This window comes from Klebsiella sp. P1CD1 (assembly GCF_003790505.1).
GTDB classification, from domain to species: Bacteria; Pseudomonadota; Gammaproteobacteria; order Enterobacterales; family Enterobacteriaceae; genus Klebsiella; species Klebsiella variicola.
Genome location: NZ_CP033631.1, coordinates 2,146,624 through 2,170,700 on the forward strand (window position 1 = coordinate 2,146,624; position 24,077 = coordinate 2,170,700).

The 24,077-nt window shown below is 57.0% G+C and carries 23 protein-coding genes; 13 read left to right on the plus strand and 10 right to left on the minus strand.

Annotated features, from left to right (window positions below; genetic code table 11):
• Positions 1–14 precede the first annotated feature (14 nt).
• Genes DTA24_RS10745 through DTA24_RS10755 form a run of 3 tightly spaced genes read right to left on the minus strand, consistent with a single transcriptional unit; the run spans position 15 to position 1,844 of the window.
• Positions 15–410: an MAPEG family protein gene (locus DTA24_RS10745; RefSeq protein ID WP_008804243.1), complete on the minus strand. Its 396-nt coding sequence runs from the start codon at positions 408–410 to the stop codon at positions 15–17.
• A 52-nt stretch (positions 411–462) separates the two neighbouring features.
• The gene (locus DTA24_RS10750; RefSeq protein WP_012967677.1) at positions 463–1,281 is read right to left on the minus strand and encodes a DUF72 domain-containing protein; all 819 of its coding nucleotides are present in this window, start codon (positions 1,279–1,281) and stop codon (positions 463–465) included.
• Entirely contained in the window at positions 1,278–1,844 is a 567-nt protein-coding gene (locus DTA24_RS10755; RefSeq protein WP_123836820.1) for a hydrolase, read from the minus strand. Before DTA24_RS10755 ends, DTA24_RS10750 begins: the two co-directional genes overlap by 4 nt.
• Before the next feature lie 267 nt (positions 1,845–2,111).
• On the opposite strand from DTA24_RS10755, the gene aspS reads away from it, so the two are divergent.
• From aspS to ruvB, 6 genes are all read left to right on the plus strand, one after another.
• The gene (gene aspS, locus DTA24_RS10760) at positions 2,112–3,899 is read left to right on the plus strand and encodes an aspartate--tRNA ligase (RefSeq protein ID WP_032733283.1); all 1,788 of its coding nucleotides are present in this window, start codon (positions 2,112–2,114) and stop codon (positions 3,897–3,899) included.
• A gap of 1 nt (position 3,900) precedes the next feature.
• Positions 3,901–4,344 carry a dihydroneopterin triphosphate diphosphatase gene (gene nudB / locus DTA24_RS10765; protein ID WP_002911477.1) on the plus strand — a complete coding sequence of 148 codons (444 nt, stop codon included), beginning with the start codon at positions 3,901–3,903 and terminating at the stop codon, positions 4,342–4,344.
• A 27-nt stretch (positions 4,345–4,371) separates the two neighbouring features.
• Entirely contained in the window at positions 4,372–5,112 is a 741-nt protein-coding gene (locus DTA24_RS10770) for a YebC/PmpR family DNA-binding transcriptional regulator (RefSeq protein WP_002911459.1), read from the plus strand.
• Positions 5,113–5,146: 34 nt separating this feature from the next.
• Positions 5,147–5,668, plus strand: coding sequence for a crossover junction endodeoxyribonuclease RuvC (gene ruvC, locus DTA24_RS10775; protein WP_008804247.1), 522 nt, complete (start codon positions 5,147–5,149; stop codon positions 5,666–5,668).
• Between the two features lie 79 nt (positions 5,669–5,747).
• Entirely contained in the window at positions 5,748–6,359 is a 612-nt protein-coding gene (ruvA, locus tag DTA24_RS10780; protein ID WP_002911454.1) for a Holliday junction branch migration protein RuvA, read from the plus strand.
• 8 nt (positions 6,360–6,367) lie between these two features.
• Positions 6,368–7,378 (plus strand): Holliday junction branch migration DNA helicase RuvB, encoded by a 1,011-nt coding sequence (ruvB, locus tag DTA24_RS10785; protein ID WP_012541250.1) that lies wholly within the window; start codon positions 6,368–6,370, stop codon positions 7,376–7,378.
• 63 nt (positions 7,379–7,441) lie between these two features.
• Here the strand turns inward: ruvB and znuB are convergent, their stop codons facing one another.
• Positions 7,442–8,227 carry a zinc ABC transporter permease subunit ZnuB gene (gene znuB, locus DTA24_RS10790; protein WP_008804249.1) on the minus strand — a complete coding sequence of 262 codons (786 nt, stop codon included), beginning with the start codon at positions 8,225–8,227 and terminating at the stop codon, positions 7,442–7,444.
• The gene (gene znuC, locus DTA24_RS10795) at positions 8,227–8,946 is read right to left on the minus strand and encodes a zinc ABC transporter ATP-binding protein ZnuC (RefSeq protein ID WP_229531798.1); all 720 of its coding nucleotides are present in this window, start codon (positions 8,944–8,946) and stop codon (positions 8,227–8,229) included. The genes znuB and znuC overlap by 1 nt, the downstream gene beginning before the upstream one ends.
• A 110-nt stretch (positions 8,947–9,056) precedes the next feature.
• On the opposite strand from znuC, the gene znuA reads away from it, so the two are divergent.
• From znuA to lpxM, 3 genes are all read left to right on the plus strand, one after another.
• Positions 9,057–10,001 carry a zinc ABC transporter substrate-binding protein ZnuA gene (gene znuA, locus DTA24_RS10800; RefSeq protein WP_008804251.1) on the plus strand — a complete coding sequence of 315 codons (945 nt, stop codon included), beginning with the start codon at positions 9,057–9,059 and terminating at the stop codon, positions 9,999–10,001.
• Between the two features lie 15 nt (positions 10,002–10,016).
• Positions 10,017–11,336, plus strand: a complete 1,320-nt coding sequence (mepM, locus tag DTA24_RS10805; RefSeq protein WP_012541251.1) for a murein DD-endopeptidase MepM — start codon at positions 10,017–10,019, stop codon at positions 11,334–11,336.
• A gap of 117 nt (positions 11,337–11,453) precedes the next feature.
• The gene (lpxM, locus tag DTA24_RS10810; RefSeq protein WP_008804253.1) at positions 11,454–12,425 is read left to right on the plus strand and encodes a lauroyl-Kdo(2)-lipid IV(A) myristoyltransferase; all 972 of its coding nucleotides are present in this window, start codon (positions 11,454–11,456) and stop codon (positions 12,423–12,425) included.
• 30 nt (positions 12,426–12,455) lie between these two features.
• Here the strand turns inward: lpxM and dcuR are convergent, their stop codons facing one another.
• The 3 genes from dcuR to DTA24_RS10825 all read right to left on the minus strand — a co-directional run bounded on the left by dcuR (position 12,456) and on the right by DTA24_RS10825 (position 15,932).
• Entirely contained in the window at positions 12,456–13,172 is a 717-nt protein-coding gene (dcuR, locus tag DTA24_RS10815; RefSeq protein WP_008804254.1) for a two-component system response regulator DcuR, read from the minus strand.
• A 64-nt stretch (positions 13,173–13,236) separates the two neighbouring features.
• A complete protein-coding gene (locus DTA24_RS10820) occupies positions 13,237–14,922 on the minus strand; it encodes an NAD-dependent malic enzyme (protein ID WP_123836821.1) in 1,686 nt (561 codons plus the stop codon).
• 62 nt (positions 14,923–14,984) lie between these two features.
• Positions 14,985–15,932, minus strand: a complete 948-nt coding sequence (locus tag DTA24_RS10825; protein ID WP_012541253.1) for an AEC family transporter — start codon at positions 15,930–15,932, stop codon at positions 14,985–14,987.
• Positions 15,933–16,351: 419 nt separating this feature from the next.
• On the opposite strand from DTA24_RS10825, the gene DTA24_RS10830 reads away from it, so the two are divergent.
• A complete protein-coding gene (locus DTA24_RS10830) occupies positions 16,352–17,686 on the plus strand; it encodes a 2-hydroxycarboxylate transporter family protein (RefSeq protein WP_012967679.1) in 1,335 nt (444 codons plus the stop codon).
• Between the two features lie 62 nt (positions 17,687–17,748).
• Here the strand turns inward: DTA24_RS10830 and pyk are convergent, their stop codons facing one another.
• Positions 17,749–19,191 (minus strand): pyruvate kinase, encoded by a 1,443-nt coding sequence (gene pyk / locus DTA24_RS10835; RefSeq protein ID WP_002911440.1) that lies wholly within the window; start codon positions 19,189–19,191, stop codon positions 17,749–17,751.
• A gap of 125 nt (positions 19,192–19,316) precedes the next feature.
• Positions 19,317–20,222 carry a MurR/RpiR family transcriptional regulator gene (locus DTA24_RS10840; protein WP_162493240.1) on the minus strand — a complete coding sequence of 302 codons (906 nt, stop codon included), beginning with the start codon at positions 20,220–20,222 and terminating at the stop codon, positions 19,317–19,319.
• Between the two features lie 159 nt (positions 20,223–20,381).
• Between DTA24_RS10840 and DTA24_RS10850 the strand changes: the two genes are divergently transcribed.
• The 3 genes from DTA24_RS10850 to edd all read left to right on the plus strand — a co-directional run bounded on the left by DTA24_RS10850 (position 20,382) and on the right by edd (position 24,051).
• Positions 20,382–20,531 carry a hypothetical protein gene (locus DTA24_RS10850; RefSeq protein ID WP_004145554.1) on the plus strand — a complete coding sequence of 50 codons (150 nt, stop codon included), beginning with the start codon at positions 20,382–20,384 and terminating at the stop codon, positions 20,529–20,531.
• A 10-nt stretch (positions 20,532–20,541) separates the two neighbouring features.
• Complete coding sequence (gene zwf / locus DTA24_RS10855; protein WP_008804260.1) at positions 20,542–22,017, plus strand: glucose-6-phosphate dehydrogenase; 1,476 nt, start codon at positions 20,542–20,544, stop codon at positions 22,015–22,017.
• 222 nt (positions 22,018–22,239) lie between these two features.
• Positions 22,240–24,051, plus strand: a complete 1,812-nt coding sequence (gene edd / locus DTA24_RS10860; RefSeq protein WP_123836822.1) for a phosphogluconate dehydratase — start codon at positions 22,240–22,242, stop codon at positions 24,049–24,051.
• Positions 24,052–24,077: the final 26 nt, after the last annotated feature.

Consider the following 24,077-nt stretch of genomic DNA (forward strand, 5'->3'; position numbering starts at 1 on the left):
CGGCGTATTGTGCGCTAACGGAGGGAGAAAACCAACTCCCAGGGCATATACCAGAGGTTGGCCAGCACCATCAGCAACAAGGCGCACCAGGTGGCGCTCATGCCGGAGCGGCGCCAGTGGTAGACGCGGTGATGAAAACCCCAGGAGTGCATCAGTCGCCCGACAATCAATAAAATGCCGCAAACGTGCACCATCCAGGTCTGGGCGCCGTTCATCTCCATAAATAACAGCAAAATGAGGCCAATCGGCACATATTCGACGGCATTACCGTGAACGCGGATGGCGACCTGTAGCTCGCTAAAGCCGCCGTCACCGTAGCCTACATGGTATTGGGTGCGTAACCGCACCACGTCGAACGAGAACTTCACTAACAATAATGCACCTAAAACGGCATACAGCGCGCTGACCATACGAAAACTCCCTTTAACTCTGGCAGATGGCTCCGATTATGATAGCAGGATATCAGAAAAGGGAGGATTGCTGCGGAATCGACGGCGCATTTCCTGCCGCCGGCAGGGCGGTGCGCAGATCGCTCCACAGCGTATCGACCAGCGTCGGCGCGTAAGCAATGTCTGGGGTATGCAGGAACAGCCACGGGGTGCCAGACTGATGCCACTTCGGCAGGGTCTGCAGCCAGACGCGAAACAGTTCCCGGTTGTGGGCCATGTCGTCACCGCCGATAAAGCGTACCATCGGCTGCCGGGCGGTCATCACCGCATGTACCGGCACTTTGGGTTTCTTTTTCTGCGCGTCGATCATCGCCGGACTGGTGGCCGCAGCGCTGTGGACCGGGCGGCTATCGAGGATCACGCGGTTAACGTTGCGCTCGTGCAGCCCGCGGTTGAGCTGCTGTTCCGCTTCGCCTTTGGCGAAGAATTCGGGGTGACGAACCTCGACGCCGTAGGTGAAATCCTTCGGCAGCCCGTCGAGAAAATGCCATAGCGCGGGGAGATCGCGAGGACCGAAGGTCGCCGGCAGCTGCAGCCAGTACTGGCCGATGCGCGAGGCCAGCGGCGCCAGGCGGGCAAAAAATTCACTGCTTAAATCGTCGCAATGACGCAGGGCGGCCTGGTGCGAGATGGTGGCCGGGAATTTAAAGCAGAAGCGGAAGTCATCATGGGTTTGTTCATACCAGCGGGTGACAATCTCCGGCTTCGGTAGCGCATACAGGGTGGTGTTACCCTCCACGCAATTGAAGTGGCGGGCGTACTCTTCAAGGCTGGTGATGCCAAGGCGCACCCATTTCGGGTGCGACCACTGGGGAAGCCCAATATAAATCATAGCGCGGCGAGGATCTCCTCGGTGCTGCGCACCCGACCGATGCGCGGGAAAATATGCGTCATGCTGCCCTGATGCTGCTCGGCGGAGGCGGCGCTGCAGGCATCTTCAGCGATGACCAGGTTAAAACCCAGCTCCCAGGCGTTGCGGGCGGTGGATTCGACGCCGATGTTGGTGGAGATACCGCAGAGAATAATGGTGTCGATACCGCGGCGGCGCAGCTGAAGCTCAAGGTCGGTGCCATAGAACGCGCCCCACTGGCGTTTGGTCACTTCGATATCGCTCTCCTGCTTACCCAGCGTGGCCGGGTAGGTCCACCAGTTTTCAGGCAGCTTATGCGCCCCGGCCTGAGCGTCGACAGGCTGTTTCAGCGCTTCGGCGAAATCGGCCGACCAGCCGACGCGGACCATGATGACCGGTGAACCCTGTTGTCGACACTTGTCTGCCAGGCGAGCGGCACGCGCCACCACCTCGTCAGCCCGATGTGGTCCGCCGGCAAAAGGCAGAATACCTTCCTGCAGATCGATCACCACCAGCGCCGTTTTTTTTGCATTGAGTTCTAACATGGTATCCCCGTATCTTCTTCTGTTGTCAGGCGGCTACAATACCTGCGCGGCTTCAGCAAAAGGGTAACAAATATTGTTAATTTATGTGAGTGTAGACGTTAAGCGCGCAGCAAAGCAGCGTACATCGTGCGTCGGACTTATCGAACGACAGAATTTCCAGTATAATAGCCGCCTTTTTTCATTCAGTTGTGACATCAGCTAAAGCTGCGACCTCGTCGCCTGCAGGGCAGACGACAATCCGCCGACGGCTAAGTTAAGGGATATCTCATGCGTACAGAATATTGCGGACAGCTTCGACAGTCCCACGTTGGGCAGCAGGTGACTCTGTGTGGTTGGGTCAACCGCCGTCGCGATCTCGGTAGCCTCATTTTTATCGATATGCGCGACCGCGAAGGCATCGTTCAGGTGTTTTTCGACCCGGATCGTGCGGATGCGTTGAAATTAGCCTCTGAACTGCGTAATGAGTTCTGCATTCAGGTCACTGGCACCGTCCGCGCGCGTGAAGAGAAAAACATCAACGCGGACATGGCCACCGGCGCCATCGAAGTGCTGGCCTCCGATCTGACGATCATTAACCGCTCAGAATCGCTGCCGCTGGACTCCAATCACGTCAACACCGAAGAAGCGCGTCTGAAATACCGCTACCTCGACCTGCGTCGTCCGGAAATGGCGCAGCGTCTGAAAACCCGCGCGAAAATCACCAGCTTTGTGCGCCGCTTTATGGACGACCATGGCTTCCTCGACATCGAAACTCCGATGCTGACCAAAGCCACCCCGGAAGGCGCTCGCGATTACCTCGTGCCTTCCCGCGTGCATAAAGGCAAATTCTACGCGCTGCCGCAGTCCCCGCAGCTGTTCAAACAGCTGCTGATGATGTCCGGGTTCGATCGCTATTATCAGATCGTTAAATGTTTCCGCGATGAAGACCTGCGTGCCGACCGTCAGCCTGAATTTACCCAGATCGACGTGGAAACCTCCTTTATGACCGCGCCGCAGGTGCGTGAGATCATGGAAGCAATGGTGCGTCAGCTGTGGCTGGAAATTAAAGGCGTCGACCTGGGTGATTTCCCGATCATGACCTTCGCCGAAGCCGAACGTCGTTATGGCTCCGATAAACCGGATCTGCGTAACCCGATGGAGCTGGTGGACGTCGCCGACCTGCTGAAGTCCGTCGAATTCGCGGTCTTTGCCGGCCCGGCCAACGATCCGAAAGGGCGCGTGGCGGCCCTGCGCGTCCCGGGCGGTGCCTCTCTGACCCGCAAGCTGATTGACGAATACGGCAACTTTGTGAAGATCTACGGCGCGAAGGGGCTGGCCTATATTAAAGTGACCGAGCGTGCGAAAGGCATGGACGGGATCAACAGCCCGGTGGCGAAATTCCTCACCGCTGAGATCGTGGAAGCGATCCTCGAACGCACCGGCGCGCAGGACGGCGATATGATCTTCTTCGGCGCCGACAACAAGAAAGTGGTGGCGGACGCGCTGGGCGCGCTGCGTCTGAAGCTCGGTAAAGACCTGAGCCTGACTGACGAGAGCAAATGGGCGCCGCTGTGGGTGATCGACTTCCCGATGTTCGAAGACGACGGCGAAGGCGGCCTGACGGCGATGCACCATCCGTTCACCTCGCCAAAAGATATGACCGCGGACGAGCTGAAAGCTGCGCCGGAAGAGGCCGTAGCGAACGCCTATGATATGGTCATTAACGGTTATGAAGTCGGCGGCGGTTCTGTACGTATTCACCGTGGCGACATGCAGCAGACCGTATTTGGTATTCTGGGCATTAATGAACATGAGCAGCGTGAAAAATTCGGCTTCCTGCTGGATGCGCTGAAATACGGTACGCCGCCGCACGCGGGTCTGGCGTTCGGTCTTGACCGTCTGACCATGCTGCTGACCGGTACCGATAACATCCGCGACGTTATCGCCTTCCCGAAAACCACCGCCGCGGCCTGTCTGATGACCGAAGCGCCAAGCTTCGCCAATCCGGCTGCGCTCGGTGAACTGGGTATTCAGGTTGTGGAGAAAGAGGCGAAAGCGTCTCTGGAGAACAAGTAATATGTCATTTAAGCTGCCCGTTTCGGTGCTGGTGGTGATTTACGCCGAAGATACGAAACGGGTGCTGATGTTACAGCGGCGTGACGATCCCGCGTTCTGGCAGTCGGTGACCGGCAGCCTGGAAGCAGGAGAGACCGCGCTGCAGGCCGCCGCGCGTGAAGTAAAGGAAGAGGTCGCCATTGATGTTGCCTGCGAGCAACTGACCTTAATTGACTGTCAGCGCACGGTGGAGTTCGAGATATTTTCTCATTTGCGTCATCGCTATGCGCCGGGTGTAGAGCGCAATACAGAATTCTGGTTCTGTCTTGCGCTGCCTCATGAGCGGGAGATCACCTTCACCGAACATCTGGCCTACCGCTGGGTCAGCGCGACGGAAGCCGCTGCGCTGACCAAGTCGTGGAGCAACCGGCAGGCGATTGAAGAATTTGTAATTAACGCCGCCTGAAAGGGCGCGCTTTTTGGAGAGTTTTTTATGGCAGGTCATAGTAAATGGGCCAACACCAAACACCGCAAAGCGGCACAGGATGCTAAACGCGGTAAAATCTTTACGAAAATCATTCGCGAGCTGGTGACTGCGGCGCGTCTGGGCGGCGGCGATCCGGCTTCCAACCCGCGCCTGCGTGCGGCCGTTGATAAAGCGCTGTCTAACAACATGACGCGCGACACCCTGAACCGCGCCATCGCGCGCGGCGTCGGCGGTGATGAAGACGCGAACATGGAAACCATCATTTACGAAGGCTATGGCCCTGGCGGTACCGCGGTAATGGTGGAATGTCTGTCCGACAACCGTAACCGTACCGTTGCGGAAGTGCGTCACGCTTTCACCAAAACCGGTGGTAACCTCGGTACCGACGGCTCCGTGTCCTACCTGTTCAGCAAGAAAGGCGTCATCTCCTTCGAGAAAGGCGATGAAGACACCATTATGGAAGCGGCGCTGGAAGCTGGCGCAGAAGACGTGGTGACCTATGACGACGGCGCCATCGACGTCTACACCGCGTGGGAAGAGATGGGCGCCGTGCGCGACGCGCTGGAAGCCGCTGGCCTGAAAGCCGACGCTGCCGAAGTCTCGATGATCCCGTCCACCAAAGCGGATATGGATGCCGAGACGGCGCCGAAGCTGCTGCGTCTGATCGATATGCTGGAAGACTGCGACGACGTGCAGGAAGTGTACCATAACGGCGAGATCTCCGACGAGGTCGCGGCCACCCTGTGATGCAGTCGCATCCACGGTTAACCGGAGGCGCGTGATGGCTATTATTCTCGGCATTGACCCGGGGTCGCGCGTCACCGGTTATGGCGTGATCCGCCAGGTCGGACGGCAGTTGAGCTACCTTGGCAGCGGATGCATCCGCACCAAAGTGGACGATCTGCCGTCGCGGCTGAAGCTGATCTACGCCGGGGTGACGGAGATCATCACCCAGTTTCAGCCCGACTATTTCGCCATTGAGCAGGTCTTTATGGCGAAGAACGCCGATTCGGCGTTAAAGCTTGGGCAGGCGCGCGGAGTGGCGATCGTTGCAGCGACCAATCAGTCGCTGCCGGTGTTTGAATACGCCGCCCGTCAGGTCAAGCAGACCGTTGTCGGGATCGGCAGCGCCGAAAAGAGCCAGGTTCAGCACATGGTGCGCACCTTGCTCAAACTGCCTGCCAATCCGCAAGCGGATGCGGCGGATGCGCTGGCGATTGCCATCACCCATTGCCATATCAGCCAGAATGTTGCTCAGGTCAGCGAGACCCGGCTCAATCTGGCGCGAGGGCGCTTACGATAATCGCAAATCAGGCTGGATATCTATCCAGCCTTTTTTTATGATACCGCCAGATACTTAGACCATAACGCAGGAGCCCCACGTGATAGGCAGACTCAGAGGCATCATTCTCGAAAAACAACCCCCGCTGGTGTTGCTGGAAACGGCGGGCGTCGGCTATGAAGTGCATATGCCAATGACCTGCTTCTATGAGCTGCCGGAGGCCGGTCAGGAGGCGATAGTCTTTACCCACTTTGTGGTGCGTGAAGATGCCCAGCTGCTGTATGGTTTTAACAACAAACAGGAACGTACGCTGTTTAAAGAGCTGATTAAAACCAACGGCGTGGGGCCAAAGCTGGCGCTGGCGATCCTCTCCGGCATGTCGGCGCAGCAGTTCGTCAATGCCGTTGAGCGGGAAGAAGTCGCCTCGCTGGTGAAGCTGCCGGGGATTGGCAAAAAAACCGCAGAACGCCTGATCGTCGAGATGAAAGACCGCTTCAAAGGGCTGCACGGCGACCTGTTCACTCCGGCGGCCGATCTGGTGCTGACCTCGCCGGCAGGCCCGACGGCAGATGATGCCGAACAGGAAGCGGTTGCCGCGCTGGTCGCGCTGGGCTATAAACCGCAGGAGGCCAGCCGGATGGTAAGCAAGATTGCCCGTCCGGACGCCAACAGTGAAACGCTAATCCGCGAAGCGCTGCGCGCCGCGTTGTGAGGTAAGGGATGATTGAAGCAGACCGGCTGGTATCGGCAGACAGCAGCGGCGCAGAAGAGGCCGTTGACCGCGCCATCCGCCCAAAATTGCTGGCAGAGTATGTCGGCCAGCCGCAGGTGCGCTCCCAGATGGAGATCTTTATCCAGGCGGCGAAACTGCGCGGCGACGCCCTCGATCACCTGCTGATTTTTGGCCCGCCTGGGTTGGGGAAAACCACCCTGGCGAACATTGTCGCCAATGAGATGGGGGTGAATCTGCGTACCACCTCCGGCCCGGTGCTGGAGAAAGCGGGCGATCTCGCCGCGATGCTCACCAACCTCGAACCGCACGACGTGCTGTTTATCGATGAGATCCATCGCCTCTCGCCGGTGGTGGAAGAGGTGCTCTACCCGGCGATGGAAGACTATCAGCTGGATATTATGATTGGCGAAGGTCCGGCGGCGCGCTCCATCAAAATCGATCTGCCGCCGTTTACCCTGATTGGCGCCACCACCCGGGCCGGTTCATTGACCTCGCCGCTGCGCGACCGCTTTGGCATCGTGCAGCGTCTGGAGTTCTATCAGATACCCGATCTGCAGCATATCGTCAGCCGCAGCGCCCGCCATATGGGGCTGGAGATGAGCGACGAAGGCGCGCTGGAAGTGGCCCGTCGTTCACGCGGCACGCCGCGTATTGCCAACCGTCTGCTGCGCCGGGTGCGCGACTTCGCGGAAGTGCGCCACGACGGCAGCATCTCTGCCGACATTGCTGCCCAGGCGCTGGATATGCTGAATGTCGATGCGGAAGGGTTCGACTATATGGACCGTAAACTACTGCTGGCGGTGATAGATAAATTCTTTGGTGGGCCGGTGGGGCTGGATAACCTCGCCGCCGCGATCGGCGAAGAGCGGGAAACCATTGAAGATGTGCTGGAGCCCTACTTAATTCAGCAGGGTTTTCTGCAGCGTACGCCACGGGGAAGAATGGCGACGGTGCGCGCCTGGAATCATTTCGGGATCACGCCGCCGGAAATGCCCTAGTTCGCGACGGATGTGTCGTTCATTATGAGGCCCGGTCAGCAGCGCGACCGGGCTTTTTCATTTTCAGCTGGCGGCTTTTTTTGTCATGCTGAGAATAAACAGCACGGCGGCGCACAGCACCACCGACGGCCCGGCCGGGGTGTCGTAGAAGGCCGAGAAGGTTAACCCGCCGGTAACGGCCAGCATGCCCACGCCCACTGCCACGGCGGCCATCTGCTCCGGCGTGCGGGCAAAACGGCGGGCGGTGGCGGCCGGGATAATCAGCAGGGAAGTGATGATCAGCGCGCCGACGAACTTCATCGCCACGCCGATAGTCAGAGCGGTGACCAGCATCAACAGCAACTTCACGCGCTGCAGCTTCACGCCATCGACAAACGCCAGATCCGGACTGATGGTCATCGCCAGCAGCGGTCGCCACTGCCAGAGCAGGATACCAATCACAATCACTACGCCAATGGCGATGGCAATCAAATCCTGCGGCGTCACTGCCAGCAGATCGCCGAACAGGTACGCCATCAGATCGACGCGGACGTTAGACATCAGACTGACCACCACCAGCCCCAGCGACAGTGCGCTGTGCGCCATGATGCCCAGCAGGGTATCGATCGCCAGATGGGGGCGTTTTTCCAGCCACACCAGCCCGCCGGCCAGCAGCAAAGTCACGGCGATCACCGCATAAAACGGATTGATGTTAAGTAATAAGCCAAAAGCGACGCCGAGCAGCGACGCATGCGCCAGCGTGTCGCCGAAATAGGACATGCGGCGCCAGACCACAAAGGAGCCCAGCGGACCGGCGGCGCAGGCCAGCATCATCCCGGCCAGCCAGCCAGGTAACAGAAGTTCAATCATTAGCGGCTGTTTCCCCGACGCAGTACAATTCGCCCCTGAAGGTCGTGGCGGTGATTATGGTGGTGGCGGTAAATCCCCAGCTGTTCCGCGCCGCGCGGGCCGAACATGGAGATAAACTCCGGATGCATGGAGACCACCTCCGGCGCGCCGGAGCAGCAGATATGCTGGTTCAGGCACAGGACTTCGTCGGTTTTGGCCATCACCAGATGCAGGTCGTGCGATACCATCAGCACTGCGCAGTCCAGTTCATGGCGCAGCTGGTCGATAAGATCGTAAAGCGCCACCTGGCCATTGACGTCAACACCCTGGGTCGGTTCATCCAGCACCAGCAGCTGTGGGCGGTTGAGCAGGGCGCGGGCCAGCAGTACGCGCTGGGTTTCGCCGCCGGAGAGTTTTTGCATCGGCGCGTCGATCAGATGCCCGGCCTGCACACGTTTCAGTGCCGGCAGGATGTCGTCTTTGCGGGTACCTGGGCGCAAACGCAGGAAGCGGCTGACGGTCAGCGGCAGCGTGGCGTCAAGATGCAGCTTCTGCGGCACGTAGCCAATCCGCAGGCGGTCTTCCCGCTTGATGACACCCTCTGTTGGTGCTACCAGCCCCAGAACCACTCGCACAAGGGTCGATTTACCGGCGCCGTTCGGGCCCAGCAGGGTTAATATTTTGCCTGGCGTGAGTGCCAGCGAAATGTCAGACAGCACGCGGCGTTGGCCAAAGGCCACCGACACATTTTCCAGCGTAACAAGGTTTGTCATAGTAATTTAGGGTTGCACAAGCTAGTGAATGTTATAATATCACATCACATTCACTCGTTTCGATGACTAGACGCATTATGTTACATAAAAATACGCTTCTTTGCGCTGGACTTGGCGCTGTTTTTTTGTTCGCGCAGGTTCCGCTGGCCAGCGCCGCCGTAGTGACTTCCATGAAACCGCTGGGCTTTATCGCAGCCGCCATCGCCGATGGGGTGACAGATACTCAGGTGCTATTGCCCGACGGCGCCTCAGAGCATGACTATTCACTGCGGCCTTCTGATGTAAAACGCTTACAGAACGCAGACTTAGTGGTATGGATTGGGCCGGAAATGGAAGCCTTTATGGATAGGTCGACGCAAAGCATTGCGGCGAATAAAAAGGTGACCATCGCGGAGCTGGAAGGGGTGAAGCCGCTGCTGATGACCGGGGCGGATGACGATGACGATCATGATGGTCATGACCACGGCGCAGCAGAAAAAAGTGACGGCGATCACCATCACGGTATTTACAATATGCATCTGTGGTTATCCCCAGAGATAGCGCGGCTTTCGGCGGTTGCAATCCACGATAAATTATTAGAACTTATGCCGCAGAGTCGAGCCAAACTCGACAGCAACCTGCAGCAGTTCGAGGCCGCGCTGGCGGCGACTGACAAGCAGGTTAGCAATGAGCTGGCACCGCTGAAAGGGAAGGGCTATTTCGTTTTTCATGACGCCTACGGTTACTTTGAAAAACACTACGGTTTGACCTCGCTGGGGCACTTTACCGTCAACCCTGAAATACAGCCTGGTGCGCAGCGTTTACACGAAATCAGAACACAACTGGTTGAGCAGAAGGCCACGTGCGTTTTTGCTGAGCCACAGTTCAGGCCAGCGGTTATCGAAGCTGTTGCCCGGGGCACGTCTGTGCGCATGGGAACCCTGGATCCGCTGGGTACTGGAATTACGTTGGGTAAAGCGAGTTACCCGCAATTCCTGACCCAGCTGGCGAATCAGTATTCGAGCTGCCTGAAAGGAGATTAACGAGGAAGTGAATACGTGCAACAGATAGCCCGCGCTGTCACTCAGGCATTCAACAATCTGCCACGACCTCATCGCGTCATGTTGGGGTCGCTTAGCGTTCTTACCTTAGCGGTCGCCGTCTGGCGACCCTACATTTACCACCCGGAATCCGCCCCCATCGTCAGAACCATTGAACTGGAAAAAAGCGAGATCCGTTCCCTGCTGCCGGAAGCCTCCGAGCCGATCGACCAGGCCCCGCAGGAAGAAGAAGCCATTCCTCAGGATGAACTCGACGAGAAGGCCGATACCGATGCCGGCGGTCATGAATATGTGGTGTCGACTGGCGATACGCTCAGCAGCATCCTGAACCAGTACGGTATCGATATGGGCGATATCGCCCAGCTTTCCTCCGCCGATAAAGAGCTGCGTAATCTGAAGATTGGCCAGCAGCTCTCCTGGACCCTGACCGCGGACGGCGATCTGCAGAGCCTGACCTGGGAGATGTCCCGCCGCGAAACCCGCACTTATACCCGTGTGGACAACGGTTTTAAAATGAGCAGCGAGCTGCAGAAAGGCGACTGGGTCAACAATGTGCTGAAGGGCACCGTCGGCGCCAGCTTTGTCTCCAGCGCGCGCGATGCCGGCCTGACCAGTACCGAAATCAGCGCGGTGATCAAGGCCATGCAGTGGCAGATGGATTTCCGTAAGCTGAAAAAAGGCGACGAGTTCTCGGTATTGATGTCGCGCGAAATGCTCGACGGCAAGCGCGAGCAAAGTCAGCTGCTGGGCGTGCGTTTGCGCTCCGACGGTAAGGATTACTATGCTATCCGTGCCGAAGACGGCAAATTCTACGATCGTAACGGGACGGGGCTGGCGAAAGGCTTTATGCGCTTCCCGACGGCGCGTCAGTTCCGCGTTTCCTCTAACTTTAACCCGCGTCGTCTGAATCCGGTCACCGGGCGCGTCGCGCCGCATCGTGGCGTCGATTTCGCGATGCCGCAGGGGACGCCGGTGCTGGCAGTGGGTGATGGCGAAGTGGTAGTGGCCAAGCGCAGCGGCGCTGCCGGGTATTATGTTGCTATCCGCCACGGTCGCACCTATACCACCCGCTATATGCACCTGCGTAAGCTGCTGGTGAAACCGGGGCAGAAAGTGAAGCGCGGCGATCGTATCGCGCTGTCGGGGAATACCGGCCGTTCTACCGGGCCGCACCTGCACTATGAAGTGTGGATCAACCAGCAGGCGGTCAACCCGCTGACGGCTAAGCTGCCGCGTACCGAAGGGCTGAGCGGTTCCGACCGTACCGATTACCTGGCGCAGGTCAAAGAGGTCGTCCCGCAGCTGCGGTTTGACTAACCACCGGTCAGTGGAAAGCCGGTGCCCCAGGGCGCCGGCTTTTTCTTTTGTAGGTTACCTAACGTCTCGCTACACTATCCCATTATCTTGATTAAGCAGTCGACCTGCGGATTGGGCATGGAAACGAAAAAAAATAATATTGAGTTTATCCCTAAGTTTGAGAAATCCTTTTTACTGCCGCGCTACTGGGGCGCGTGGCTGGGCGTCTTTGCCTTCGCAGGCATCGCGCTGACGCCGCCTTCCTTTCGCGATCCGATCCTCGGAAAACTCGGCCGCTTCGTAGGGCGTTTGGCGAAAAGCTCGCGGCGCCGGGCGCAGATTAATTTGCTCTACTGTTTTCCGGAAAAAAGCGAGCACGAACGGGAAGCGATCATCGACGCCATGTATGCCTCGGCGCCGCAGGCGATGGTGATGATGGCCGAGCTGGGCCTGCGCGATCCGCAGAAAATCCTTGCCCGCGTCGACTGGCAGGGGAAAGAGATCATCGACGAGATGCAGCGTAATAACGAGAAAGTGATTTTCCTCGTTCCGCATGCCTGGGGCGTGGATATCCCGGCGATGCTGATGGCCTCCGGTGGGCAGAAGATGGCGGCGATGTTCCACAACCAGGGTAACCCGGTCTTTGATTACGTGTGGAATACCGTGCGCCGTCGTTTTGGCGGGCGTATGCACGCGCGCAACGACGGGATCAAACCGTTTATTCAGTCGGTGCGCCAGGGCTACTGGGGTTACTATCTGCCCGATCAGGATCACGGCGCTGAGCACAGTGAATTTGTGGATTTCTTTGCCACCTACAAGGCGACGCTGCCCGCGATTGGCCGTTTAATGAAGGTATGCCGCGCCCGCGTCGTACCGCTGTTTCCGGTCTATGATGGCCAAACGCATCGCCTGACGGTGCTGGTCCGCCCGCCGATGGACGACCTGCTGGACGCAGACGATACGACGATCGCCCGGCGGATGAACGAAGAAGTGGAAGTGTTTGTTAAGCCGCACACCGAGCAGTACACCTGGATCCTGAAGCTGCTGAAAACGCGCAAGCCGGGTGAAATCGAGCCCTACAAACGCAAAGAGCTGTTCCCAAAGAAGTAGTCTAAAAGAGAGCCAGTGGGCGTTCCTGGCTCACTGGCTATATTGCGTCAGTAACATCAGGTTCTCGACGACAAGCCGGTAGCGATACTCCGGGCGGCCAGTGATACCGTAGTGATTGGTCGTGAAGAGCACGTTTATCTGCTCCAGCCAAATCAGGTATTTACGGCATGACACCCTGGATATCTGCAGCGCCGCCGCCAGCTCGTTGGTCGAAAAATCGCGCGCCTGATGGTCGTCAATCCACTGGCACACCAGGCGAAGGGTTTGCGGCGTCAGCCCTTTCGGCAGGCGGCGGGCGCTTTCCTGTTGCGGGATCCCGCGGCGCAGCAGGGTGTCGATATCCGCTTGGGCATAACAGGATTTCGCCTGCGTCACCTCACGCTTTTTGCGCCATGCCTGCAGGGCCTCCTCAAAGCGCGGAAACTGAAACGGTTTAATCAGGTAATCCACCACGCCATAGTGCAGCGCCGTTTGTAGCGTGAGCGTATCGGCGGCAGACGTCATCATGATGACGTCAATATTCCGCCCATCTGCGCGAAGCGCCGGCAGCAGGTCCAGGCCATTCTCCTGTTGCATATAGACATCCAGCAGCAGTAGATCGACCTGCGCCAGATGGCTTAGCATCGCTTTGGCGTCGCCGATCGTCGCCGCCACCCCGCAGCAGTGAAAATCAGCTACCCGGCTGATAAACAGCCGGTTCAGGTCGGCTACCATGGGATCATCATCGACGATCAGCACATTGAACATGCGTGGTTCCCCGGTGTGGCGGGAAGCCAGCCGGCCTCCCGTAAGATGAGCGGAGCAATGACGATCAGAATGACGATCGTTTATAGGCGGTGTAGCGCGCTCGCCAGAAGGTTTTATCGATATTCGCCGCCAGCTGTGCCTCGTCAATCTGCGGCGCAACGCCGTCCCGCTGCGCGGCGCGAGCGACCTCTGCGGCAATTGCCCGGGAAATCATTTCGATCTCTTCAACCGGCGGCAGTAAAGCACCGGTTTCACGGCTCGCCAAAGGCGAGTGGGCTGCCAGGGTTTTACTGCAGGTGATCAGCATCGCTTCCGTGACGCGCTGCGCTTTACTGGCGAGGATCCCCAGCCCCAGACCGGGAAAAATATAGGCGTTGTTGCACTGAGCGATATCGTAGGTTTTGCCGTCGTAGAAGACGGGTTCGAACGGGCTGCCGGTGGCGATCAGCGCGCTTCCCCGGGTCCACTCCAGCAAATCCTTCGGCTGGGCTTCGGCCCGGGAGGTGGGGTTAGAGAGCGGCATAATAATCGGACGCGGGCAGTGCCGATGCATCTCCTTCACTATCTCTTCGCTAAATAACCCCGGCTGGCCAGACACGCCAATCAGTACGGTAGGGTGGACGTTGCGTACGACATCCATCAGCGACAGTTGGGCGGACTCGGTATCCCAGTGGGCAATACTGGCTCGCGGCGTGACGAGGTCGCGCTGAAAATCGAGCAGATTGGGCATCTCATCCGTCAGCAGGCCAAAGCGGTCAACCGTAAAGATACGGCGGCGTGCTTCCTCCTGCGAAAGCCCATCATCCACCATCAGCGCAATGATTTTTTCCGCAATGCCGCATCCGGCCGAACCGCCGCCAAGGAAAACTACCCGCAGGTCGCGGATCGGCGTCCCGGCCGCGGCCGCGGCGGCGATCAGCGTCCCTGAGGTCACGGCGGCGGTGCCCTGGATATCATCGTTAAAACAGCACAGCTGGTGACGATAGCGGTTGAGCAGTCGCGTGGCATTCTTTTGGGCAAAGTCTTCAAACTGAAGTAATACATTCGGCCAACGTTGCTGAATGGCATGGACAAACATGTCCATAAACTCCAGGTACTGCTCGTCGCTGATGCGCGGATGGCGCCAGCCCATATACAGCGGATCCTCCAGATGCTGCGGGTTGTTGGTGCCGACATCTAGCATGATAGGCAGCGTGGATGCCGGGTGAATGCCCCCGCAGGCGGTATATAACGAGAGTTTGCCAATGGGGATCCCCATGCCACCAATCCCCTGGTCGCCCAGCCCCAGAATGCGCTCGCCATCGGTCACGACAATGACTTTGATATCATTGCGGGAAAATCCCTGCAGCATTTCGTCAATCTGGTGACGGTTGGGCCAGGAAATAAACAAACCGCGTCCCCGGCGATATATTTCTGAGAAATGTTCACACGCTTCACCCACCGTCGGGGTATAGATCACCGGCAGCGTTTCTTTCATATGACTACGCAGCAGGTTATAGAATAATGTCTCGTTAGTATCCTGAATATTCCTGAGATAGATATGGCGCGAAATACTCTTTTTGAACTGGCAAAACTGGCCCCATGCGCGCTCGGTTTGTTCTTCAATGGTTTCAACATTATGGGGTAACAGTCCCTGAAGATTAAATGCCGTGCGTTCACTTTCGGTAAAAGCAAGGCCTTTATTTAATAACGGATTTTCCAGCAGGACGGCACCGTTATAGGGAGTGTATAAGGTTTCTGTGGCTAACATTGGATGACTCCTGAATATCAAATTAAAACATTGCCTGATGTCTTGGTGTTTTATTTCCGTGATTACGAAATGAGATAAATCATGATGCCTTCGGTGACGACGCCGATGGCGGTACCCAGCAAAATAGAGGATGAGGCCGGCTCAATATAGGTATCGCTGCGCAGCGCAAACATCCCTGCCGCGATGGCGGAAGGCGTCGCGCCGATGATAATAACCTGTTGCATTAAGGTATGACTGAGCCCAAAGGCCAGTCCGGCCAGGGCCATCATTGCCGGTTGGATCAGATTTTTGATACTGATATTGGTACAGGTTTGAATATTGACCGTCGGGCGTTCGCCGTAAAACAGCAGTCCCAGGGCGAACAGTGACAGACCGCCGGCGATTTTACCCACCATTTCAATAGGCATACTGAGCATAGGTGGCAGCTGGACTCCCGCCAGGCTGAGCAATACGCCGGAAATTGGGATCCAGACGATGGGGTTTCTCACGGCCTTCAGTAGGTTTTGCAGGATCAGCTGCCCGGCGTGAAGCTGGGGTTCATCCGCGCTCCGGTGCTTGTCTCCCATGCGAATCAGGATAATAGTCAGGGGGATCATCAATACGCTGGTCACCAGGTTTCCGATAAGCACGCCGAGAAAACCCTCCGGACCTATCAGTACCGCCAGCACGGGCGCGCCAAAGTAGGCCATATCGGGGAAGGCGCAAACCAGCGACTGAATCGCGCTGGTTTTAATATCATGACGGAAAACATAGCGTGAGATCAGCAGCGTGAGAAAATAGGACCCCATCAGGCCAATGACTAACACCGCCATAAAGGTGAAGTTTTTAATTTTATCGGGATGGGTATTTAACGCGCCGATAAAAAGATGGAACGGAAGCGCAAAGCGGATCACCACCGTGGCCAGAACGGAGGCATCCTCGCGCCGGGTATAGCCTAGTTTACCGCTAAGCCATCCCAGCAGCATGATAAATACCAATGGGAAAAGAGATTGTAAGAGTAGTGAAGGCATAAGATGTCCTGACATATTTTATCGGGTTGTTGTGTCGCCAATCTAGCGATCCCGTAATATTTAAAAGGTGATAGTCATCACAGTCGCCTGCCTTTAAATAATTTCGTCTCGGATACTTTACTTACAAATAAAGAAAACAGGGTTAAATCATGGGGTTGTATCTAAGGCATTTAAATTTCACCATTGATGAAAACTTTAGCTTTATGACGATAAATTAAATTACTTAAAATCAATTTTATAGTTTAGTCACAAAGCCAACAGAAGAAATCCGTTTGTCATTTTTTGTTTTAAACGCCTGTGCTACCGTTTTGAGTGTATTTTGGTGAGCCGGTGTTTAGTGCTATTTCATTTATGTTGCTACGCAAATTTTAATATTGCGTTACTACCCTACGCTACCTCCTTATCATTCAGGTAAAAATATGGAAAATAATTCACTCAACCACCCGATAGATAAAACGCAACCGAACGGCCAATCGACACGACTTTTATCCAATATCGACGTTGGTGCCGTACCGTTAACGCTCTTTATTGGTATCGCTGCGATCGTCGCGCTCTCTGCGAGCGCGGGCCTGCTGCCGAAAAATATGATTGGCGGACTGGCGGTCATTATGACCCTGGGATTCGCGCTGGCTAAGATTGGCCGCATGGTGCCAGTACTAAAAGACATTGGCGGGCCGGCCATATTGTGTCTGATGATGCCCTCAGTATTGGTCTACTTTGGCGTGTTTGAAGCTCATACGCTCGATACTGTGCACTTGCTGATGAAAGAGGCCAATCTCCTCTATTTCGTCATCGCCTGTCTGGTTGTCGGGAGTATTCTGGGAATGAACCGCACTATTCTGATCCAGGGGATGGTGCGTATGTTTGTCCCGCTGGTGGCCGGGACCGGGGCGGCAATATTAACCGGCCTGCTGGTGGGCAGCTTATTTGGCTACAGTATTTACCACACCTTCTTTTTTATCATCGTGCCGATTATCGGCGGCGGCATCGGCGAAGGGATCCTGCCTTTGTCGCTGGCTTATTCGGCCATTCTCGGGCAAACACCTGATGTCTATGTTGCCCAGCTGGCGCCGGCCGCGGTGGTTGGGAATATTTTCGCCATTATATGCGCTGGTTTTCTGGCGCGCATGGGCGCACGTCGTCCGGCGCTCTCCGGCAATGGGATGCTGATCCGCAGCCATGACGATAATAGCGTCTTTGCGCAACATCAGAGTACCCAACCCACCGATTTTCAGCTGATGGGCGCCGGGTTGCTGATGATTTGTGCATTTTTCATCGTCGGTGGTCTGCTGGAGAAGGTAGTGCATATTCCCGGGCCGGTGCTGATGATTCTGGCGGCCGTCTTCTGCAAATATACCAACGTTATCCCGGCGGCGATGGAGCTGGGGGCGCATAGCTGCTACAAGTTTGTCTCCGCCGCGCTGGTGTGGCCGCTGATGATCGGCCTGGGCATGCTGTATGTGCCGCTGGAGAGCGTGGTCTCGGTCTTCTCCATTGGCTACGTCGTGGTTTGCGGCTCCATCGTTATTGCCATGGCGCTGAGCGGTTTCTTTATCGCTACTCGCCTGAATATGTATCCGGTGGAAGCCGCTATCGTGACCAGCTGCCATAGCGGCCTTGGAGGAACCGGAGATGTGGCCATCCTCTCGGCGTCAAACAGGATGGGGTTGATGCCGTTTGCCCAGATTGCGACGCGGATCGGCGGGGCGTCGACGGTGATCGCCGCGACGCTGTTGTTGAGCTGGGTGGTGTAATCTGCCAGATAATGGGCAAAAAAAACCTGCCAGCCGCATCGCTGGCAGGTCGACACCGAGGCTTACTCGACGGTGAGGATACGGGTGGTGTTGGTGCTGCCGATGGTGCTCATCACGTCACCCTGGGTAACGACCACAAGGTCACCAGAGACCAGGTAGCCTTTGTCCCGCAGCAGATTGACGGCATCGTGCGCAGCGGCTACCCCGTCATTCTGGCTGTCGAAGAACACCGGGGTCACCCCTCGGTAGAGTGCGGTCAGGTTCAGGGTGCGCTCGTGGCGGGAAAGGGCGAAAATCGGCAGACCGGAGCTGATGCGCGAGGTCATCAGCGCGGTGCGGCCCGATTCGGTCATGGTGATGATGGCCGTGATGCCTTTCAGGTGGTTGGCGGCATACATCGCCGACATAGCAATCGCTTCTTCTACGTTGTCAAACTGGACGTCCAGACGGTGTTTGGAGACGTTGAGGCTGGGGATTTTTTCGGCGCCCAGACACACGCGCGCCATCGCGGCCACGGTTTCCGACGGGTACTGACCGGCAGCGGTTTCCGCAGAGAGCATCACCGCATCGGTACCATCCAGCACGGCGTTGGCCACGTCCATGACTTCAGCACGAGTCGGCATCGGGTTGGTGATCATCGACTCCATCATCTGGGTGGCGGTAATGACGGAACGGTTCAGCTGACGGGCACGACGAATCAGCGCTTTCTGGATACCCACCAGCTCTGGATCGCCGATTTCGACGCCGAGGTCGCCGCGCGCAACCATGACCACATCGGAGGCGAGGATCACGTCGTCCATCGCATCCTGATCGCAGACCGCTTCCGCACGCTCAACTTTGGCGACGATTTTCGCATCGCAGCCGGCATCGCGCGCCAGGCGACGGGCGTAGTTCAGGTCTTCGCCGCAGCGCGGGAAAGAGACCGCCAGGTAGTCGACGCCGATTTTGGCGGCGGTGACGATATCGGCCTTGTCTTTGTCGGTCAGCGCTTCGGCAGACAGGCCGCCGCCCAGCTTGTTGATCCCTTTGTTGTTGGACAACGGGCCGCCGACGGTCACTTCAGTAAACACTTTCATTCCCTGAACTTCGAGGACTTTCAGCTGCACGCGACCATCGTCGAGCAGCAGGATATCGCCCGGCACGACATCCGCCGGCAGGCCTTTGTAGTCGATCCCGACTTTCTCTTTGTCGCCTTCACCTTTACCAAGGTTAGCGTCGAGCAGGAATTTATCGCCGACGTTGAGGAAAATTTTGCCTTCTTTGAAGGTCGATACGCGAATTTTTGGTCCCTGGAGGTCGCCGAGGATGGCCACGTGACGGCCCAGTTTTGCCGCAATCTCACGCACTTTGTCGGCACGGAGCTGATGATCTTCCGGGGTGCCGTGAGAGAAGTTCATACGCACTACGTTTGCGCCCGCGGCGATAACTTTTTCCAGGTTGTTATCGCGGTCAGTTGCCGGGCCTAAGGTAGTAACGATTTTGGTTCTGCGAAGCCTTCTGGACATGTAATACTCCGTTGACTGATACAACTTTGGTGTTGCGTGAACATGGATTCGGTAGCGCCAGCCTGCAACGTCGCACAGCCGGATCGTTATCGAAGGTGTAATGGGGTACTGCTTGTTATCAACTTTTATTGATTATCACTGGGTACGAACGGTTCTTTATCAAAACGCGATTCCTTCAGCGCTTCCTTGACCCTCTTCAAGTTATCTCTGAATTTTGCTCCCCGACGCAGCGTAAACCCCGTCGCCAATACGTCGATGACGGTCAGCTGGGCGAGACGGGAGACCATCGGCATATAGATGTCGGTATCTTCCGGCACATCGAGGGTGATGGCGAGCGTGGCTTCCCGGGCCAGGGGGGTACCGGCGGAGGTGAGGGCGATCACCATGGCATCGTTTTCACGGGCCAGCTGCGCCAGCTCCACCAGGCTCTTGGTTCTTCCGGTATGCGAGATAATCACCACCACATCATCGTCATCGCAATTCATACAGCTCATGCGTTGCAGGACAATGTCGTCGGAATAGATGACCGGCACGTTAAAGCGGAAAAATTTGTTCATCGCATCATGGGCGACCGCCGCCGAGGAACCGAGGCCGAAAAAGGCGATTTTTTTGGCCTGAGTCAGCAGATCCACCGCGCGATTCACCGCCGACATGTCGAGAGAATGGTGGACCTGATCTAAACTCGCCATGGCCGATTCGAATATTTTTCCCGTGTATGACTCAACGCTGTCGTCTTCATCAACATTCCGGTTAACATAGAGCGTGCCGTGCGCGAGGCTCTGGGCAAGGTGCAGTTTAAAATCAGGAAACCCGCGGGTTTCGAGACTGCGGCAGAAGCGATTGACGGTCGGTTCGCTCACCCCGGCCTCAAGGGCGAGGGCGGCGATGCTCGAATGAATGGCCTGCGCGGGGGTGGCGAGGATCACTTCCGCCACTTTGCGTTCAGATTTGCTAAGGTGTTCCAGTCGGGACTGGATTTTTTCCAGCATGTTCATTAGTAACAGGGCGCTCATCAATGGAAACGATTTCATTAATGGGTGAAATCATCGGGCGTTTTAGCAAGAATATACCCCTCCGCAAGCGCAAGCGGTGAGGAATGACGTGAAATAATGTTGTTTTTTTTCATTACATGATCAGAGTCGTATTTTACTGACCTGAAACAGGTACAAACAACGAACAATATCAGCCAGATGCCCAAATCATCGCCGAATGTTTTCACCCTGTGCGGTTTTACCGCCGCAAACGAAGGGGAAGGCTTTCGGGAAATACGTAAACACAGTACAGTGCAGTGTAAGAAAATTACAAATATAGCCTGGCAGAAGCACCAGACTATCAACTGAGGAGAATGACATGGCGGTAACGCAAACGGCCCAGGCATGCGACCTGGTCATTTTCGGCGCGAAGGGCGACCTGGCGCGACGTAAATTGTTGCCTTCCCTGTATCAGCTTGAAAAAGCGGGCCAGATCCACGCCGACACCCGCATCATTGGCGTCGGCCGTGCCGATTGGGATAAAGCGGCTTACACCAAAGTCGTGCGCGAAGCGCTGGAAACCTTCATGAAGGAAAAAATTGATGAGGGTTTGTGGGATTCCCTGAGCGGACGCCTGGAGTTCTGTAATCTTGACGTCAATGACACCAGCGGCTTCACGCGTCTGGGTGAGATGCTGGATCAACAGAACCGTGTCACCATCAACTATTTCGCCATGCCGCCGAGCACCTTTGGCGCGATCTGCAAAGGTCTGGGCGAAGCGAAGCTCAATGCCAAGCCTGCGCGCGTGGTGATGGAAAAACCGCTGGGTACCTCGCTGGAAACCTCGCGTGAAATCAACGACCAGGTCGGCGAGTTTTTTGAAGAGTGCCAGGTCTACCGTATCGACCACTACCTCGGTAAAGAGACGGTCCTCAACCTGCTGGCGCTGCGCTTTGCCAACTCTCTGTTCGTCAATAATTGGGACTGCCGCACTATCGACCATGTCGAAATCACCGTCGCGGAAGAGGTGGGTATTGAAGGGCGCTGGGGTTACTTCGACCAGGCCGGGCAGATGCGCGACATGATCCAGAACCACCTGCTGCAGATCCTCTGCATGATTGCCATGTCACCGCCGTCCGATCTCAGCGCCGACAGCATCCGTGATGAAAAGGTCAAGGTCCTGAAATCCCTGCGCCGCATTGATCGCTCCAACGTGCGTGAGAAAACCGTTCGCGGCCAGTACACCGCCGGCTTTGCCCAGGGCAAAAAAGTGCCGGGCTACCTGGAAGAAGAGGGCGCCAACAAAACCAGTAACACCGAAACCTTCGTGGCTATCCGCGTCGATATCGATAACTGGCGCTGGGCCGGCGTACCGTTCTATCTGCGCACCGGCAAACGTCTACCGACCAAATGCTCTGAGGTCGTGGTTTACTTCAAAACTCCGGAGCTGAACCTGTTTAAAGAGACCTGGCAGGAGCTGCCGCAGAACAAGCTGACCATTCGTCTGCAGCCGGACGAAGGGGTGGATATCCAGGTGCTGAACAAAGTGCCGGGCCTCGACCATAAGCATAATCTGCAGATCACCAAGCTGGATCTGAGCTACTCCGAGACCTTCAACCAGACGCACCTGGCCGATGCTTATGAGCGTCTGCTGCTGGAGACCATGCGCGGTATCCAGGCGCTGTTCGTCCGCCGTGATGAAGTGGAAGAGGCGTGGAAATGGGTGGATTCCATCACCGAAGCCTGGGCTGCCGACCGCGATGCGCCGAAACCGTATCAGGCAGGGACCTGGGGACCGGTTGCGTCGGTGGCGATGATCACCCGTGACGGCCGCTCATGGAACGAGTTCGAGTAAGCTCGCAGCCTAATCCGTCAGGGTTATTTTACCGGTAACATGATCTGACGCAGAAAGTCGCACGCTTTTTAATCTTTTAAGCCCCGTGAGGATTCACCCACGGGGCTTTTTTTATTACACTGCTTTCAGACATTTTGCCCCTGAGCGCTGGTGTTGGTGGCCTTTAGCACAAAAATACGTCATCACGCAGCGGCCGGACAGATACAAATTTGAGGAGCCTTTATGAATTCGACAATGTTACGGGTAACAAATCGCATTATCGAACGGTCGCGTGACACCCGCGCGGCTTACCTCGCAAGGATTAACCAGACCAAAACCGACACCGTGCATCGTGCGCAACTGGCCTGCGGCAATCTGGCTCACGGTTTCGCGGCCTGTCAGGCTGACGACAAAGCCTCTCTGAAAAGCATGTTGCGCAACAATATCGCCATCATTACCTCCTACAACGATATGTTGTCCGCTCACCAGCCCTACGAACACTATCCGGACATCATCCGTAAAGCGCTGCATAGCGCCAATGCGGTCGGCCAGGTGGCCGGCGGCGTGCCGGCAATGTGCGACGGCGTAACCCAGGGGCAGGACGGTATGGAGCTCTCATTGCTGAGCCGCGAAGTGATCGCCATGTCCGCCGCTATCGGTCTGTCGCATAACATGTTCGACGGCGCGCTGTACCTCGGGGTGTGCGATAAAATTGTTCCTGGCCTGACCATGGCGGCACTCTCTTTCGGCCATCTGCCGTCGGTCTTTATTCCGTCCGGTCCAATGGCCAGCGGCCTGGCTAATAAAGAGAAGGTCCGCATTCGCCAGCTGTACGCGGAAGGTAAAGTGGATCGTATGGCCCTGCTGGAGTCTGAAGCTGCCTCGTACCACGCGCCGGGAACCTGTACTTTCTACGGGACGGCGAACACCAACCAGATGGTGGTTGAGTTTATGGGCATGCAGCTGCCGGGCTCCTCTTTTGTCCATCCGGATGCCCCGCTGCGGGACGCGCTGACCGCCGCCGCCGCGCGCCAGGTCACCCGCATGACCGGCAATGGCAACGAGTGGATGCCGCTGGGGAAAATGTTCGACGAAAAAGTGGTGGTCAACGGCATCGTGGCGCTGCTGGCGACCGGTGGCTCTACCAACCATACCATGCACCTGGTGGCGATGGCCCGCGCGGCGGGGATCATCATTAACTGGGACGATTTCTCCGACCTGTCAGACGTGGTGCCGCTGCTGGCGCGCCTCTATCCCAACGGCCCGGCGGATATCAACCACTTCCAGGCGGCGGGCGGCGTTCCGGTACTGGTGCGCGAGCTGCTGAAAGGCGGCCTGCTGCATGAGGATGTTCACACCGTCGCTGGCTTTGGTCTGTCGCGTTATACCCTGGAGCCGTGGCTCAACAACGGCGAGCTGGACTGGCGTGAAGGGGCGACAGCGCCGCTTGACGATCAGGTCATCGCGACCTTCGAGAAACCGTTCTCCCGTCACGGCGGCACCAAGGTGCTGAGCGGCAACCTGGGGCGCGCGGTAATGAAAACCTCGGCGGTCCCGGTGGAGAATCAGGTGATCGAAGCGCCGGCGGTGGTGTTCGAGAGCCAACACGACGTATTGCCGGCCTTTGAAGCGGGCCTGCTGGATAAAGATTGTGTGGTGGTGGTCCGTCATCAGGGGCCAAAAGCGAACGGGATGCCAGAATTACATAAACTTATGCCGCCACTTGGTGTATTATTGGACCGCCGTTTCAAAATAGCGCTGGTGACCGATGGCCGACTCTCTGGCGCCTCCGGTAAAGTCCCGTCAGCAATCCATGTCACGCCTGAAGCCTATGATGGTGGGTTGCTGGCGAAGGTGCGCGATGGCGATGTGATTCGCGTGAACGGGCAGACGGGAGAACTGACGCTGCTGGTGGACGATGCCGAACTGGCGGCGCGTCAGCCGCATATCCCTGACCTCAGCGCGTCGCGCGTGGGAACCGGTAGGGAGATGTTTGGGGCGCTGCGTGAGAAGCTCTCTGGCGCGGAGCAGGGCGCAACCTGCATCACTTTTTAAGACGATTTTATTTCTAGATCTGGCGA